The sequence below is a fragment of the Sporolactobacillus spathodeae genome (genome assembly GCF_016908935.1).
Lineage (GTDB): Bacteria > Bacillota > Bacilli > Bacillales > Sporolactobacillaceae > Sporolactobacillus > Sporolactobacillus spathodeae.
The window spans coordinates 85,879-101,264 of sequence record NZ_JAFBEV010000010.1; the positions used below are offsets into that span (position 1 = coordinate 85,879).

The 15,386-nt window shown below is 44.9% G+C and carries 15 protein-coding genes; 3 read left to right on the forward strand and 12 right to left on the reverse strand.

All coding sequences use genetic code 11. From position 1 onward, the window contains the following. Positions 1-19 precede the first annotated feature (19 nt). Positions 20-2,362, forward strand: coding sequence for a transglycosylase domain-containing protein (locus JOC27_RS07020; RefSeq protein ID WP_205006404.1), 2,343 nt, complete (start codon positions 20-22; stop codon positions 2,360-2,362). 97 nt (positions 2,363-2,459) lie between these two features. Here JOC27_RS07020 and JOC27_RS07025 read toward each other — a convergent pair whose 3' ends face one another. The 11 genes from JOC27_RS07025 to JOC27_RS07075 all read right to left on the reverse strand — a co-directional run bounded on the left by JOC27_RS07025 (position 2,460) and on the right by JOC27_RS07075 (position 11,765). Then, positions 2,460-2,975 carry a YpoC family protein gene (locus tag JOC27_RS07025; RefSeq protein WP_205006405.1) on the reverse strand — a complete coding sequence of 172 codons (516 nt, stop codon included), beginning with the start codon at positions 2,973-2,975 and terminating at the stop codon, positions 2,460-2,462. Beyond that, a complete protein-coding gene (gene nth, locus JOC27_RS07030; RefSeq protein ID WP_205006446.1) occupies positions 2,953-3,633 on the reverse strand; it encodes an endonuclease III in 681 nt (226 codons plus the stop codon). Before nth ends, JOC27_RS07025 begins: the two co-directional genes overlap by 23 nt. A gap of 14 nt (positions 3,634-3,647) precedes the next feature. Beyond that, positions 3,648-4,346: a DnaD domain-containing protein gene (locus JOC27_RS07035; RefSeq protein ID WP_205006407.1), complete on the reverse strand. Its 699-nt coding sequence runs from the start codon at positions 4,344-4,346 to the stop codon at positions 3,648-3,650. Positions 4,347-4,600: 254 nt separating this feature from the next. Beyond that, the gene (gene asnS / locus JOC27_RS07040) at positions 4,601-5,893 is read right to left on the reverse strand and encodes an asparagine--tRNA ligase (RefSeq protein ID WP_205006409.1); all 1,293 of its coding nucleotides are present in this window, start codon (positions 5,891-5,893) and stop codon (positions 4,601-4,603) included. A 36-nt stretch (positions 5,894-5,929) separates the two neighbouring features. Further along, complete coding sequence (locus JOC27_RS07045) at positions 5,930-7,114, reverse strand: pyridoxal phosphate-dependent aminotransferase (RefSeq protein ID WP_205006411.1); 1,185 nt, start codon at positions 7,112-7,114, stop codon at positions 5,930-5,932. Positions 7,115-7,160: 46 nt separating this feature from the next. Next, positions 7,161-7,643 (reverse strand): cell wall elongation regulator TseB-like domain-containing protein, encoded by a 483-nt coding sequence (locus JOC27_RS07050; protein WP_205006413.1) that lies wholly within the window; start codon positions 7,641-7,643, stop codon positions 7,161-7,163. 276 nt (positions 7,644-7,919) lie between these two features. Then, positions 7,920-8,915 (reverse strand): biotin--[acetyl-CoA-carboxylase] ligase, encoded by a 996-nt coding sequence (locus JOC27_RS07055; RefSeq protein WP_205006415.1) that lies wholly within the window; start codon positions 8,913-8,915, stop codon positions 7,920-7,922. Beyond that, positions 8,873-10,087, reverse strand: coding sequence for a CCA tRNA nucleotidyltransferase (locus JOC27_RS07060; protein ID WP_205006417.1), 1,215 nt, complete (start codon positions 10,085-10,087; stop codon positions 8,873-8,875). The genes JOC27_RS07055 and JOC27_RS07060 overlap by 43 nt, the downstream gene beginning before the upstream one ends. 33 nt (positions 10,088-10,120) lie before the next feature. Further along, positions 10,121-10,525, reverse strand: a complete 405-nt coding sequence (gene mgsA, locus JOC27_RS07065; protein WP_205006419.1) for a methylglyoxal synthase — start codon at positions 10,523-10,525, stop codon at positions 10,121-10,123. A gap of 97 nt (positions 10,526-10,622) precedes the next feature. Continuing rightward, positions 10,623-11,426 carry a 4-hydroxy-tetrahydrodipicolinate reductase gene (dapB, locus tag JOC27_RS07070; protein WP_205006421.1) on the reverse strand — a complete coding sequence of 268 codons (804 nt, stop codon included), beginning with the start codon at positions 11,424-11,426 and terminating at the stop codon, positions 10,623-10,625. 6 nt (positions 11,427-11,432) lie between these two features. Further along, the gene (locus JOC27_RS07075; RefSeq protein WP_415641040.1) at positions 11,433-11,765 is read right to left on the reverse strand and encodes a nucleotide pyrophosphohydrolase; all 333 of its coding nucleotides are present in this window, start codon (positions 11,763-11,765) and stop codon (positions 11,433-11,435) included. Positions 11,766-12,128: 363 nt separating this feature from the next. Here JOC27_RS07075 and JOC27_RS07080 point away from each other — a divergent pair, with 363 nt between their 5' ends. Then, positions 12,129-13,004 (forward strand): YitT family protein, encoded by an 876-nt coding sequence (locus tag JOC27_RS07080; RefSeq protein ID WP_205006425.1) that lies wholly within the window; start codon positions 12,129-12,131, stop codon positions 13,002-13,004. Positions 13,005-13,423: 419 nt separating this feature from the next. Here JOC27_RS07080 and coaW read toward each other — a convergent pair whose 3' ends face one another. Continuing rightward, complete coding sequence (gene coaW, locus JOC27_RS07085) at positions 13,424-14,239, reverse strand: type II pantothenate kinase (protein ID WP_205006426.1); 816 nt, start codon at positions 14,237-14,239, stop codon at positions 13,424-13,426. A gap of 129 nt (positions 14,240-14,368) precedes the next feature. On the opposite strand from coaW, the gene rarD reads away from it, so the two are divergent. Beyond that, a complete protein-coding gene (gene rarD / locus JOC27_RS07090) occupies positions 14,369-15,304 on the forward strand; it encodes an EamA family transporter RarD (RefSeq protein WP_205006428.1) in 936 nt (311 codons plus the stop codon). Positions 15,305-15,386 lie beyond the last annotated feature (82 nt).

Genomic DNA, 15,386 nt, shown 5'->3' on the forward strand with positions numbered 1-15,386 from the left:
AAAGGTAGGAAAAAATAGCATGGTTGACTATCAGTCGAGGATGGAGAGGAGACGTGCGAAAGAAGAAGCAAAAGAAGCACGTCAGGCAACAAAAGCAAAACACACCCGCAAGTCTTCGGGTGGAGGTGGTGGAAGAAAAAAGCGAGGCTGGTTCAAGCGCACGCTAATCATCATTTTATTGATCTTTCTCTTTCTTATTCTTGCGGGCATATCCATGGTTTTCGCAATTGTCCGCAGCGCGCCTGCGTTGAATTCAAATGCCCTCCATAATGAGGTTTCTTCTGTGATTTATGATGAGTACAATAAAAAGGCGACCGTGGTCGACGCTGGGACGCATCGGCTCTACGCGGATCTAAACTCGATCCCGCTTTCTGTGCAAGACGCGTTTATTTCTACAGAGGATGTGCGCTTTTATCAACATTTTGGGATTGACCCCGTACGCATTGGCGGGTCAATCCTTGCTCAGTTTACGCATGGATACAAATCTGAAGGCGGCAGTACAATTGATCAGCAAGTTGTGCGCAATGCAATGCTGACACAAAATAAAACATTTAAACGTAAAATTCAGGAAATGTATTTAGCGGTCCAATTGGATAAGAAATATACAAAAAAACAGATTCTAGAAATGTATCTAAATCAGATCTATTTAGGCGGTGGTCCAACGTACGGCGTTGCGGCCGCTTCTGAACTGTATTTTGGCAAAAATATTAAAAATGTCGATTTAGCTCAAGCAGCGATGCTTGCCGCGATGACGCGGAACCCGGGCTACTATGATCCGATTGATCATCCGGCCCAGGCTAAGGCGCGGCGCGATCTGGTGCTTGATTTAATGGCAAAATACCACGCCATCTCGAAGGCACAGGCAACTGCTGCAAAGAGCGAATCGATGAAGCAAATGACAAAAGGTCATGGCAAGGTGACCTATAGCAATCGAAAATACGGCGCTTTTGTCGATTATGTTCGTCATGTCCTTGTCAATCAAGAAAAAGTAATCACCGAAAAAGAGTTTGATTCTGGTGGTTTGAAAATTTACACAACCTTAGATCCTTCGATTCAGAAGAAGACGCAATCGGTTTTGAATAATAGCAATAATTACCCTGGCATGAAACGGAATTTTCAAGCGGGCCTTTCTGTCATTGACACACAGACAGGTGCTATCCGTGCGCTTGGCGGCGGACGCAATTATCAGTACCTGATGAATACCAATCATTCATATAATAGCGTCGGTAGCGTCGGATCAACCGCTAAGCCGATTGTGGATTATGGACCGGCTATCGACTACCTGAAGTGGCCGACCGATTACCAGTTGGATGACAAAAAAGGTCTGAAATACACGGGCAGCACAAAAATGGTTAGCGATTGGGACGGAAAATTTATGGGCAAAATATCGATGCGCAAAGCACTCTATTTGTCGCGAAATGTTCCTGCTGTCAATACGCTGCAGCAAATCGATCAGGCAATGGGTAGCACCCGTCCGGTCATTAATTTTGCCAATAAGCTGGGCATGAATTTTACGCAGTCTCAATTTGACGAGAGCTATGCAATTGGTTCCTTCCACTCTTCACCTCTTTCTATGGCAGGAGCGTACGCGGCTTTCGGAAACAGCGGTGTTTATAATCAACCTTACGCGGTCCGTAAAATCGTCAAGCCCGATGGCGAAGTGATCACTTTGGATCACACGAAGCGTATCGCAATGCATGACTATACAGCTTATATGGTTACAGACATGCTCAAGGATGTTATGTCTAAAGGAACTGGTGTGATGGCAAATCTGCCTGGCACACCGCTTGCTGGCAAAACCGGTACGCAGAACATCCCTAGTGATTACGCCGCTCAAATGCAAATCTCCCCTTACGCGGTCAGTCATGGCGCATTGGATGAGTGGTTTGTCGGCTATACAACGCGCCTCACCACTGCAGTTTGGACCGGTTACGATGTAACCAATAATGATGTGAAGAATAAGCGTTATTTGCAGAGCAACTTCGGCACTTATCTTGCTCCAGGACAGCAAAACTATGCGAAGTTGATTTTTAAGAATGTGATGGGAACGATTATGCCTGGCGCACCCGACTTTATTCGCCCGAACTCGGTTATCAGCTTATCTGGGGGCGAGCTCGGGGTGCGTAATTCAACTGTTCAAAACCACTTTCAATCGAACAGTAGCTCTTCCAGTGCATCCTCGTCATCGAGTAGCTCGGCATCGTCGTCAAGCAGTTCAAGTTCAAGTTCGAGCTCAATACCGCCAGCCAGTTCATCGTCATCGAGCATCAGTTCATCGCCACAGGTAACATCTTCAGCGCCGCCTGTCTCATCGAGCGCCGCTGCGGCTCCGGCATCTGCGTCGTCATCAGCAGCGCCGTAACCCTATTAAAAAAACTTAACGTATAAAAAAGCCTTGGCAGGAAAATGCCAAGGCTTTTTATGTAGATAAGAATGTGTATCAGTTTTTGCTCAATCGATCATGAACGGGCCGACTTCATTAAGGACAACTTTTTGTACAATTCTTCTTCCATTGCTTCCAATTGAATAAATGATTGGTAGCGATCGGGTCGCTGCAATAAATAGCCAATTCGCTCTTCAATATTGAGCGGCGCGTATGCGAAATCAGACAATACGGGTAACAGTTTTTCCGGTTGCAGTGAGGTAACAGGCTGCTCGCTCGCCCAAAACATTTGATCGACAAATCCGGCGAGCGACTGAATCATATGTGTTTTCGCTTCTGCTGTTTTACGTTGGTGGAAAAATAAACGGATAGCCTCTTTTTTTTCCTGCCAAAATAAATGATAAAAATTATTTTTCTGCTGCCACGGCCATTCCTCGCTTAGTTTTGGCTCATCATGATAACGAATATCCATGATAAATGGTGCGGCAAACAAAGGAAAGTCAACTGATTCATCAATTGTAAGCGACGATTCCTCATAAAACGGATGATATTGAAATGCCTGAGGGATCTCAAATTTGCGGATCCGTTTCATAGGCTGTCACTCCTTCCTGCCGCATCCGCTTTCGACCTTCACGACAAACAGCCAAAAGCGGGCAGACAGGACATGCTGGATTCTGTGCACGGCAATGATAGCGACCGAAAAAAATCAGTTGATGATGCGATGCTGACCATCTCTCTCTCGGGATGCGTCGCATCAACGTTTTTTCCACTTCTAAAACACTATCTTTCCAACGACAGATGCCTAATCTTTTTGTCACCCGCTCGACATGGGTATCAACTGCCAACGCCGGAACGCCAAAAGCAACAGAGAGAATAACATTTGCTGTTTTTCGCCCGATCCCTGGGAGCTGAATTAGCGCTTCCATTGTTCTTGGTAATTGTCCATTATAATCCGTGATCAGACGTTCGCACATCTGGCGTATATGTTTCGCTTTATTTCTGTATAAACCAATTGAACGGATATCGTTTTGCAATTCCTCAAGAGGAACGGCAAGATAATCTTCCGGCACATGATATTTTTGAAAGAGACCTGGTGTGACACGGTTAACGAGTGCATCCGTGCATTGTGCGGACAGCATCACTGCGATTGCAAGTTCAAATGGATTGGCGTGGTTCAGTTCACAATGTGCATCAGGAAACATCTGTTCGATAATTGTAAATATAGAATCAATCTGTTTCTGATTTAAAATTTTTAAATCTCCTTTCAGGCTTTATCCAGCCAGTCATACGCAGGCATTTTTGGAATATGGTTTTCGGACTTCTCGCTTTGAGGCGTACGCGCGGTTTGCTGATGGCGACGAACCTGCGATCCATGCGCTTTTGCTTGTTCCAATGTTCGGACACCATTCTTACGCCAATCAAAGAGAATCCGATCAATATATCTAAAATTGAGTTTCCCAGAAACAACGGATTCCCGTAGCGCTGCTTTAATTAATTGCGGCGAGAAATGATCGTCATCCATCCACATCGCCAGCGTCTCGCATTCAATCGGCGAAAGTGGGCGGCCAAATTCGGTTTCAAATAGCGTGTACAAAGCCTGCTCGTTTCCCGCGACGTGTTCAGAACCCGTTCGATAGACAAATTGGATAAGCTTTTCCCATAAAGGCTGAAGCGAGTAGGATTCTGAATAAATCTGGTTGTCCTTCTTCTGTACAATTGATAAAAAGCCGCGCTGAATCAAATTCTGCAATTTATCAGCACATGTTGTTTCATCAAGAGTCATCCTTCGGCATAAATCATCAAATGTTGGAAAATTGTTCCCATTTATAAGAAAAGAATGAACTTCGATAAGGAGCATACACTCCTGTTCATTCAATCCGATGGCATGATAATTTTCAATAAGGAGCGAAGGCACATTGATTGTCCCTTTTAACATTAAATCAAGTATTAATTTCGTATCCATTCATGACACCTCTTGTTTTATTATAGCATGAACCCAATAAATATGATGCGTATTGGAAGCTTGTAAGAATTGTATATTAGAAAAACTTGGCTTAGCCAAGTCCTATGAACCATGACCAATCCTTAGTTTTTCTTATACTTAATTCCTTTGAAATCTTATGCATTCTATTGTACAAAAGAAAAACGGTGCATGATTTAATCACGCACCGAATTCCTTTTTGCATCTTGTTAGAGAAAATATTTTTTAAAAGACGATCACGGATAAATACGATTCAGTAACCGAGGGAATGGGCTCGCCTCGCGAATATGTTCAAGGCCACAAATCCAGGCAACAGCCCGCTCCAATCCGAGTCCAAATCCAGAATGCGGCACTGTACCGTATTGTCGCAATTCCAAATACCACTTATAAGAAGGATCATTCAAATTAAACTGCTCATAACGTTTTTTCATCAGATCAAGATCATCAATACGCTGGCTACCGCCGATAATTTCACCATAGCCTTCAGGAGCTAACAAATCCGCACAAAGCACGACATCTTCTCGTCCAGGCACTGGTTTCATGTAAAAAGCCTTGACTTTTGTCGGATATTCGGTAACGAAAACAGGCACATCAAAGTGTTCAGCGATTGCTGTTTCATGTGGCGATCCGAAATCATCACCCCATTCAATATCATCGAAACCTTGCTCTTTTAAAAATTCAATCGCCTGATCATAGGTGATACGCGGGAACGGCGCTTTGATTTTTTCCAACTTGGTTGTGTCACGGCCGATTGCTTTCAAATCGTTGGCGCAATTTTTCAACACCTGTGCAACAATATAGCTGACGTAATTCTCCTGTACGCGGAGATTCATCTCGTGATCGCAGAACGCCATCTCCGGTTCTATCATCCAGAATTCTATTAAATGCCGGCGTGTTTTCGACTTTTCAGCACGGAAAGCAGGTCCGAATGAAAAAACTTTGCCGAATGCCATCGCTGCTGCTTCCATATAGAGCTGACCGCTTTGCGACAGATAGGCGTCGCGATCGAAATACTTGGTATGAAACAGGTCGGTCGTACCTTCTGCGGAGCTTCCTGTCAAAATCGGCGGATCCACTTTAATAAAACCATTGTCATTGAAAAAGTCATAAGTAGCCTTAATAATTTGGTTGCGAATACGCAGAATCGCGTGCTGACGACTCGAACGCAACCAAAGATGTCGGTGATCCATCAGAAATTCGACACCATGTTCCTTAGGTGTTATTGGATAATCATGCGCAATCTGAATCACAGATAAGCCAGTCACTGTCAGTTCAAAACCTGACGGTGCGCGCTTATCTTCACGAACAGTTCCTGAAATATAAAGCGAGCTTTCCTGTGTCAGCGATTTTGCATCTTCCCAGACTTGCTCACTGACTTCATTTTTCAAGACAACGCCTTGAATAAAACCGGTACCATCACGTAGTTCAAGGAATTGAATTTTACCGCTTGATCGTTTATTGGCTAACCAGGCGCCGATTGTTACTTCGCCGCCAACATAATTTTTTACTTCTGATATTGTTGCATTCATCTTGCCAGGACCCCCAATAGACATGTATTGCTATAATTATTTTTTATGCTGATGAATAAAATTTTCTATTCGATCGAGAGCCGCTTCAAATTTCTCCAGTGAAGTGGCATAAGACAATCGAATATGCTCCGGTGCTCCGAACCCTGCACCAGGGACCACGGCGACCTTTTCCTCTTCCAGCAGTGCACCGGCCCAATCGCTGACGGATTGGAACCCACATGCTGCACTTGTTTCTGCGATATTTGGAAACAGATAAAAGGCACCTTGTGGTTTCAAGCAGCTGACGCCAGGAAGACTAATGAGACGTGGATAGACGGTATTGAGTCTTTTTTCAAATGCCTCTCGCATCAATTCGACACTTTCCTGAGGGCCATTATAGGCGGCAATTGCCGCGTATTGAGAGACTGAAGCCGGGTTAGACGTACTGTGGCTCGCAACATTCGTCATCGCTTTTATTAGGGCAGCCTCACCTGCTGCGTAACCAATCCGCCAGCCGGTCATCGCATGTGATTTAGAGACACCATTAATAATGATCGTATTCGCTTTAACCGCTTCAGAAAGTTGCGCGATCGAAAAAAATTTATTGCCATTATAAACCAACTTCTCATAAATTTCGTCTGAAATAATCAAAATATCATGTGCCAGACAAAACGCTGCAATTGATGCCAATTCTTCTTTAGAATAAATCATTCCTGTCGGATTGCTTGGTGAGTTTAGGATTAAGGCCCGCGTCTTTTCTGTTACCTTTTGCTCCAGATCAGAAACAGTGATTTTGAAGTGATGATCTTGAGAAGTAACAAGTGTTACTGGTACACCATCAGCTAGTTTCACTTGTTCCGGATAGCTGACCCAGAATGGCGATGGAATGATTACTTCATCGCCAGGATTCAATAAGGCTTGAAAAAGCAAATAGAGCACGTGTTTCGCACCGCTTCCGACAATAATTTCATTCGGTGCAAAATCAAAACCTTGATCCCTTTTTAATTTTTTTATGATTGCCTGTTTGAGTGCAGGCAAGCCGGCTGTCGGCGTATATTTGGTATGGCCAGCTTTAACCGCTTCACACGCGGCATCAATAATAAATTCAGGTGTGTTGAAATCAGGCTGTCCAGCTCCGAGACCAATGACGTCAAAGCCTTGTGCCGCCAATTCACCGGCTTTGGCAGTAATTGCCAATGTACTTGAAGGGGTGATGGTAGAGACGCGGTCAGCTAATTGCATGATTTTCTCTCCTTCTCCGGTTGTCTGTTGTATCTTGCAACACTGCTTAGATATTCAGTATCCGCTGAATTTCTTTGCCTGTGTCAAAATCGATTGAGATGTAATTATACGTATTATTTGGGGCGAGGAAAGTGACCTGCCAAATCGGTTGGCTATTAATCGCGCCAAGACGAATTGAAACAATTTTTTTTACATGAAAGCGCATGCCCTGAAAAATTTGCTGCGCTTTATTTCGAGAGATGCCGCGTCGAACCGCACGAACAATATACGGCGCTTTCTTTTTTTGATCGGGTACCCAAATATACATCGGCACCCCATTTCGTTCACCTTTAACCACTTGATAAGCATTGGTCCCGTGATAATAAGAAACGGAAAGCACTTTATCAATGTGATAATGATTTTGCGCTTTAGCAATGGCGCGGCTTGCTGCTTGCTGTTGGACCGTTTGATTCGTGTGATAAAGATCCCACATTACCCAACCAACTGCAACGACTAGCACGCACAGAATGCTGATAATCCACTTTTTCAAAAAATCACCTGAATTCAAAATAAAAGGTATTCGTAAAACAATTGTTGTTAAATTGGGCATCCGTCTATGGACAACAAGAAAAGCTGTGTAATCTAAGAGCTATTGCTTAACCCAGTGTAATAATTACAGGCCTTACGATTAGCACAGATGGGTCGTTTCCGACAATGCCGATGCCATTGTCAATCAGCTGTTGAATGAGCCACTAATATTATAACAAAAACCTTTTATTTTTTCCCCGTAAAGATAATACTTATTTGGCGCGATAGATGAAAGCATTTAATTCCATTCAATATCCGCAGAATATACACGGGTTATTTCTCCCTGCTCTTTTTCAAGAAGCAGGACGCCGTCATCATTTATCCCAATCGCTTTGCCGGATAGAACGTGTCCGCCAGGCTGACGGACCTTGATTTTCTTTCCAAGACTGGCGGCTCGTCGAACCCATAACGGCTTAATTGCGAGAAAACCTTTGTCCAGGTAGCGGTCATAAAGCGTCTCGAATCGCTTTAGAAAAACTTGTATCAGATGCGAAAGATCATAATGATCACCGGTAATCGCTCGCAGCGAAGAGGCTTTTCCGGCCAGCTCTCCGGAAAACGATTCAGGACTTGTGTTGCCGTTAATGCCGATGCCAATGATAACGGCTTTGACGAAGCTTGATTCCGCTTGAAGCTCAGTCAGAATACCGACGAGTTTCGCATTCTCATAGAGAATATCGTTCGGCCACTTAATCCGGCAGTAGAGACCGGAAACCTCTTCAATGGCGTCGGCGACAGCGACAGCTGTGAGCAGTGTCAGCTGCGGTGTTTTCTCGATTGGCAGTCGCGGTCTAAGGATCAGACTCATCGAGATATTGGTGCCGCGTGTAGATTGCCAGTGATGACCGAGCCGCCCTCTGCCGGCAACCTGTTCGTTGGTCACGACAAGCGTCCCTTCCTCTGCACCATCATCTGCAAGCTCCAACGCTTTTTTCTGCGTAGAGTCCATACGTTCGGAGAAAATAATCGTATGGCCTAGCTGTTTTGTTTCTAGTCCTGTCAGAATTGCCGCCTCATTGACACCATCAGGGGCAGAAATCAATCGATAGCCGCTTTTCTGCAACGCCTCGATTATGTAACCCTCCGCTGTCAATTCACGGATATGTTTCCAGACCGCTGTTCGCGAGCAATCGAGCAGCTGCGAGATTTTTTCACCAGATAAATAGTGTGAGCGGTTTTCGTACAGTAGTCTCAGAATGGCATTTTTTGTTCCTTTTGCCACGCGCTGAACCATTGCTCAATCGAACTCCTTTCATTTGCCAAATGGCCGCAAACGACAGCCCGTTCTGCATCTTCAAGCACAGAGGCGAGCCAAGGCCCGCCCTTTCTGCCAGACCAGTAAAGAAAATCGCGACCGTCTACTGCTAGTTCCTTTGTCGAATGAATCGAACACGCATTCCAAAGACCCGTGATCAATTGGCAGGTTTCATCCGCTTGCGCCAAGGTTTCTTCGCCAATGGCCGTGCGCACACGCTCTACAGCATAGGCCGTTTCCGGAAGCACTTTATAAACCATCCAACGGCTCCAGGATTGTCGACGCCGCTCGTCCAGCACACGTAGCAATTTTTTTACTGCTTTTTTGCGGGCACCTGACCACTTCCACCTTCCCGCGAAAGCGTCTAGTTGATCGTAACCGAGCACTGCGAGAAAAACCGACCATCGTTCTGCTTCACTCTGCAGCATGTCAAAATGGATAGCGTTGAACGCCTCTCTTTGACCCTTTTTTTGCAGCGGCAAATGTTCGATACAATGCGTTTCATATAACAAACCAATTGCCTGCACCGCATTGGGACCGGCAAGCAGACGGGTCATTTCCTGATCCACCCGCTCCATCGACAGTTTCTCGAGCAGAGAGGCATGTCGCGTAAATGCCTCCCTTTCATCACTACCGAGTGTGAAACCAAGTTCCGCGACAAACCGCATACCGCGCAGCATCCGCAATGGATCCTCATTGATTCGTTCTTCGGGGTTGCCGACCATTCGAACGATTTTAGTCCGCATATCGCTCTGCCCGCCAAATTGATCAATGATTTGTCCCGAAAGATCCATCGCTAGAGCGTTCATCGTAAAATCACGACGCATTAGATCTCTATCAAGCGTTCGCTCAAAATGAACCTGATTTGGATGACGAAAATCATCGTACCCTTGTTCGGAACGAAAAGTCGTCACCTCAAAAATTTTCCCCTTATGAAGGACGGCTACTGTTCCGTGCTGCATGCCAATTGGAATCGTTTTATTGAAGAATTGGCACACCTCATCTGGCCGCGCTGAAGTGGCAATGTCGACATCATGAACAGGCCGGCCGAGAAGAAAGTCACGAACCGCGCCGCCGACAGCATAAGCTAAGTAGCCTGCTCTTTCTAATCGCTGAATCACTTCAGCGGCCTCACCAAATGGAAAAGCCATGAAAATCCCTCATTTCTTCAAGCTGTGCGGCCATTAGCTTTCTTTTGAGACTAGATCGCGCCAATGAAATTCGCCATGCTTGAGCGCAAACATTAAAATTTCCGCAGATGCAAGGTTCGTCGCGAGAGGAATGCGGTACACATCGCTTAGACGTAGCAAGGCGTTAACATCTGGTTCGTGAGGCTGCGCTGTAAGCGGATCACGGAGGAAGATAACCAAATCCATCTCATTTGAGGCAATCATCGCACCAATCTGCTGATCGCCGCCTAAAGGACCCGACTGAAAACAATGGATTGTGAGTCCGGTTGCCGCATTGACTTTTTTTCCAGTTGTTCCGGTTGCATAGAGTTCGTGCGCCTTCAGAATATCCTGATAAGCGATGGCGAAATTTACCATCTCTGGTTTTTTCTTATCATGTGCGATTAATGCAATTTTCATAAAGCCTCTCTCCCTTAATTAAGATGGATTGTACGATTTGTATCGCTCGTCTAGCGAGAACCTCACGCAAACAAATTCCTGGTGCATTTCGCGTTAATTAATCAAGAACATTCTCGAGTCCATAGACTAGCGTGTCTAAAGCCATCGATGTTTTGACTGCGTAGGCTACGCCGGTCATGAATGATGCACGATCCATCGAATCGTGTCGCAATGTCAACAATTCACCTTTTCCGCCAAAAAGCACTTCTTGATGCGCGATCAGACCTGGAAGACGAATGCTATGAATTCTCATGCCTTCGTAATCAGCACCGCGCGCGCCTTGAAGTGTTTCTTTTTCATCTGGCGCACCTTGTATCTTCGCTTGTCGTGTTTTACTAATTAATTCAGCCGTCTTGACAGCAGTGCCGGATGGCGCGTCTTTCTTTTTGTCATGGTGCAGCTCGATAATTTCGACATCAGGAAAATATTTTGCGGCCAGCTGGCTGAACTTCATGACGAGAACAGCCCCGATCGCAAAATTAGGCGCAATAATACCACCAAGTTTTTTTGCATCCATCTGTTCTTTAAAAACCGCAACGTCTTCGTTTGTAAAGCCTGAAGTGCCAATTACAGGACGAACGCCATAATCAATTGCCTGTTGCAAATTGTGCTTACCGGATTCCGGATTGGTGAAATCAATCAGTACATCTGGTGCAGTTGCCGTGAACAATTGCTCGATATCTGTGTAGATGCGTGCGTCCGTACCTAAGATCCCGATTTTATCTGCAATTTTTTCTCCATCGTATTTCGTATCGGCTGCACCGACCAATTCGAACTCTGGATGATTCAGGATCATTCGAACCGTTTCCGACCCCATTCTGCCGCGCGCACCAGCAACGGCAATTTTGATTTTTTCTGTCATGTTTTCTCACTCCGTATCCTTTATTCTGGTCCAACGATCTTTATCTCGCGTATTGAACTTGTCCAAAACACTGCCAAGCGCGGAATCGAGATCAATATGTAAACGATTGGCAACACAAATGACGACAAAGAGCAAATCAGCCAATTCTTCCTCAACTGTTTTCTCCGTCTCGCTCGCCTTTTTCGGCTTTTCACCATAATAATGATTGATTTCCCGTGCGAGTTCGCCGAGCTCTTCGGTGAGCCGTGCCATCAATGCCAGTGGCGAAAAATAGCCTTCTTTGAATTGGCTGATATAGCGATCAACATCCTGTTGGCGCTCTGCCAATGATTTTCCCATAAAAATTCCCCCTGAATAAGCCATTTCTCCCCCACTCATTTTATATTAGATAGCTGGTACACGCAAAGGGCGCTTACAATTATTTCTCCTTTGTTAAAATCTGCTTTTGTTTTTAATCGTTTATTGCCATGTATTCGCTTGCCGGGAGTAGGAGCTAAAGTAATTTCATCACCTTTAAATTTTTAAATTTAAAGGTACATGAAAACACTAAAGTCAGATCGCGTATTCGTGGATTTTGAAACAGCGCCACATTTCCATTTTTCAAAACAATTTTACATTAACGGAACGTGTTGAAGCGGGGGTGTATTACGCTTATGATAGGATTGCTAAGTTGTTTCCAGTTTCCAGAAGGATGTGTGTCTATTGAAGCTTGATTTAAAAACGAAAGAAGTACTCTTTATATTACTCGGTGCCGCTCTCTATGCATTTGGACTCGTCAACTTTAATATGAAAAACCAACTGGCGGAAGGCGGCGTGACCGGCATTGCATTGATTCTTTATAATTTACTGCACATCGATCCAGCGTTCAGTAATATTGCCCTAAATATCCCGCTTTTTTTCGCTGGGTGGAAATTCTTTCGCAGAAATGAATTTATATATACGCTACTCGGGACATTTTCTTTATCAGGGTTCCTTTTTATATTTCAGCATTTATTTGCCTTTAATTTCACCCTTCGCCATGATTTATTCTTAGCCGCACTCTTTTCTGGCGTGTTCATCGGCGGCGGTCTCGGAATCATTTTCCGCTACGGCGGAACAACAGGAGGTTCTGATATTGTTGCCCGAATTACACATAAACGCTATGGTTGGTCAATGAGCAAAACGATGCTTGTAATCGACGCCACGGTCATCGTTGTCTCGCTGGTTTACCTCGATTATCGTCAGATGATGTATACCCTCGTCGGCGTTTTTGTCGGTGCCCGGATGATTGATACGATTCAGAAAGGGGCGTACGCTGGCAAAGCGGTGATGATTTTCTCACGGAAAAGCGATGAAATTGCCAATAAAATCATTGACTCACTCGATAGAAGTCTGACCTTAATCGATGGAAAAGGCGGTTACACGCGCCGAGAAATGAACGTCCTCTATTGTGTGGTCAGCCGAAATGAAGTCTTTCGTTTGAAAAATTTGATCCAAGAAATTGATCCGGAGGCTTTTGTAACCGTTAATGATGTCCACGAAGTTTTCGGAGAAGGATTCACCATTGATAAATCTCTAGCTAATTCGACTGATAAATAAACCAAAGAAGCCGAAACGGCTTCCTTTTTATAAGATAAGAATGTATAAGATTTTCTAAAAAAAATGGAGCGAAGGCGCGAGACGCCTGCGGGAAGAGCGAGCCAAGTGAGACCCCGCAGATTCTAGCTTGTCTGAGGAGACGCGCGGCGCCCGCGGCAAGCGAGCAGCCGGAGCGCAATTTTGCAAAAAAAGACTTGGCTACGCCAAGTTAATCTTAAAAGAATAAAAGGTATTTGATTTTGTGGCAAAATATGGCGAAGACGTTTTGACGCCCGCGGCAAGCGAACACATAGCAATAAACGATTAAAAATAACAAAAGATTTTAACAAAGCCTATAAGAAAAGAAAGTAAGGGTAGAAAAACTAAAGCCTTGCCATCGTTCAGAGGACCTTGCGTTTTTCCGTTTCAAATAGCGCTTATCAAAGACTGAGCATGGCACCGATCGCACCGCAATAGGAGCCATGTGGCAAGATATAGGGATGCATCCCGCAAAATTGACTATAAGAATCAACAATTTTTACCATCAGCGGATTAGCTACAAATGTGCTGCCAATATAGACGATATCCTGCAGACTTTCTTTTTGAGCAGCGAGAATCGCTAGCGTACTCACTGTTTCAGCAACAAGGCCGACGACAGCAGCTGCTTGATCAGCTGGCGAATACTTCAGTGATTCCTGCACACGCCCAAAATTACTCGCAGTCAAATCGCCCGGTATCGGCGGTTCAGCACCCGCATAAAGTTGGGCGACTGTTACGTCAATGTTGTCACGTCTTCCAGTCGCGCTGAGTTGGATAAATTGTTCAAAATCATTGATTCCCAACATTATTCCGGATAAGCCCATCAGCGTCCCTCCGCCGACGCCCGACCCGCCAATTCGCGCAGCATCTTTATTTCGAACGACATGGAGTGATGTACCCGTACCGACATTAGCAAGAATATAATTCGTCGGTACCGGGTTATCCCCTTTACTTAGCAGCCACTCTGCGCCTTGGAGGGAAGCATCAAATTCAGGGATGTGTGTCCAATCAACACTTTCTAGAGATTCCGCCAATTTCTGGGCGCCACCCCCTGTCAGACAGAATTCAGCGCCGTCATAGTGAGTCTCTAGCCACCTCGCGCAAGAAATAGGGTCATTGGAGGAGAATATACGGAAAACCGGTTGGCTTGCTGTCTGAATGGCGAGTTTGATAAGTGTACCGCCGGCATCTATTCCAATCTTAAATGGTGTGTGCATCGCTAACCTTCTTTTCAAACAATCATCTTTTTCTTTTCAAGAACTCTTGATACAGATAAAATACAACTATCTGTTGACATATATAAGCAATTTTATCGCTTTAATCTCTTTTTTGAAAGAAGGCAATTTATGAAATTTTCATCCGGAACTTCAGATCGAAAAAAAGGTGCGTTATACACGTTCAGCGCTTTTACATTATGGGGGCTGTTTCCAATTTACTGGAAACTGATTCAAAATGTTTCAGCTTTGGAAATTCTCTCACACCGAATTTTTTGGTCTTTTATTTTCATCGTATTTCTCATTATCATTGAACGCAAAACGGCGCGCATTCATAGGGTTTGGTGCCAGCTTGCCGCAAATCCGCGACAGCTTGGTTTTGTTCTGCTTGCATCTGTTCTAATTAGCGCCAACTGGCTGATCTATATTTGGGCCGTTAATAACGGTCATGTTGTTGAATCGAGTATGGGGTATTATATTAATCCACTCGTTAGCGTCTTGCTCGGCATTATTTTTCTTAAAGAAAGGCTGAACCGCTGGCAGACAATCGCTCTGCTTCTCGCAGCAGCAGGGGTGCTTGTTCAGACGATCGGTTTCGGTGGATTCCCATGGATTGCCCTTTCACTCGCACTCACATTTGGTTTCTACGGATTGACAAAGAAAATGATTCTCATCGATGCCATGATTGAATTGACTTTTGAGACGCTGTGCATGCTGCCGCTAGCTTTTATTTACCTCGCCCATCTTCAAATAGCGGGGACGTTGGCTTTTGCTTCTGGTCCCTTGCTGCAAACCGTATTGCTGATCGGGACGGGCATCGTTACGGCAGTGCCACTCTTGCTTTTTGCTGAAGGCGCGCAGCGTATCACCTTGACCATGGTTGGGTTTTTCCAGTATGTCTCGCCTACATTAACCTTGATAATTGGCCTTCTTGTCTTTCATGAACCCTTTACAATGATTCAGTTTTTCTCTTTCGCCCTAATCTGGGCTGGACTTCTTGTCTTCTCGTTCAGCAGTTTTCCACTTATGAAAAAGCGAAGGCATTTACCTTTTTCTGCAATCGAGTAGGAGGAAGCCTTCGGCTTCCGACCTCTCACACCACCGTGCGTACGGTTCCGTACACGGCGGTTCCATAATTTACACGCATACG

Bases quoted from the DNA above. Each gene is read 5' to 3' on its own strand.
- mgsA (WP_205006419.1), bottom strand. From the start codon at position 10,525: ATGAAAATTGCATTAATCGCACATGATAAGAAAAAACCAGAGATGGTA.
- JOC27_RS07075 (WP_415641040.1), bottom strand. From the start codon at position 11,765: ATGGGAAAATCATTGGCAGAGCGCCAACAGGATGTTGATCGCTATATC.
- coaW (WP_205006426.1), bottom strand. From the start codon at position 14,239: ATGCACACACCATTTAAGATTGGAATAGATGCCGGCGGTACACTTATC.
- JOC27_RS07035 (WP_205006407.1), bottom strand. From the start codon at position 4,346: ATGGATACGAAATTAATACTTGATTTAATGTTAAAAGGGACAATCAAT.
- JOC27_RS07055 (WP_205006415.1), bottom strand. From the start codon at position 8,915: ATGGTTCAGCGCGTGGCAAAAGGAACAAAAAATGCCATTCTGAGACTA.
- dapB (WP_205006421.1), bottom strand. From the start codon at position 11,426: ATGACAGAAAAAATCAAAATTGCCGTTGCTGGTGCGCGCGGCAGAATG.
- JOC27_RS07060 (WP_205006417.1), bottom strand. From the start codon at position 10,087: ATGGCTTTTCCATTTGGTGAGGCCGCTGAAGTGATTCAGCGATTAGAA.
- JOC27_RS07025 (WP_205006405.1), bottom strand. From the start codon at position 2,975: ATGAAACGGATCCGCAAATTTGAGATCCCTCAGGCATTTCAATATCAT.
- JOC27_RS07045 (WP_205006411.1), bottom strand. From the start codon at position 7,114: ATGCAATTAGCTGACCGCGTCTCTACCATCACCCCTTCAAGTACATTG.
- JOC27_RS07020 (WP_205006404.1), top strand. From the start codon at position 20: ATGGTTGACTATCAGTCGAGGATGGAGAGGAGACGTGCGAAAGAAGAA.
- rarD (WP_205006428.1), top strand. From the start codon at position 14,369: ATGAAATTTTCATCCGGAACTTCAGATCGAAAAAAAGGTGCGTTATAC.
- asnS (WP_205006409.1), bottom strand. From the start codon at position 5,893: ATGAATGCAACAATATCAGAAGTAAAAAATTATGTTGGCGGCGAAGTA.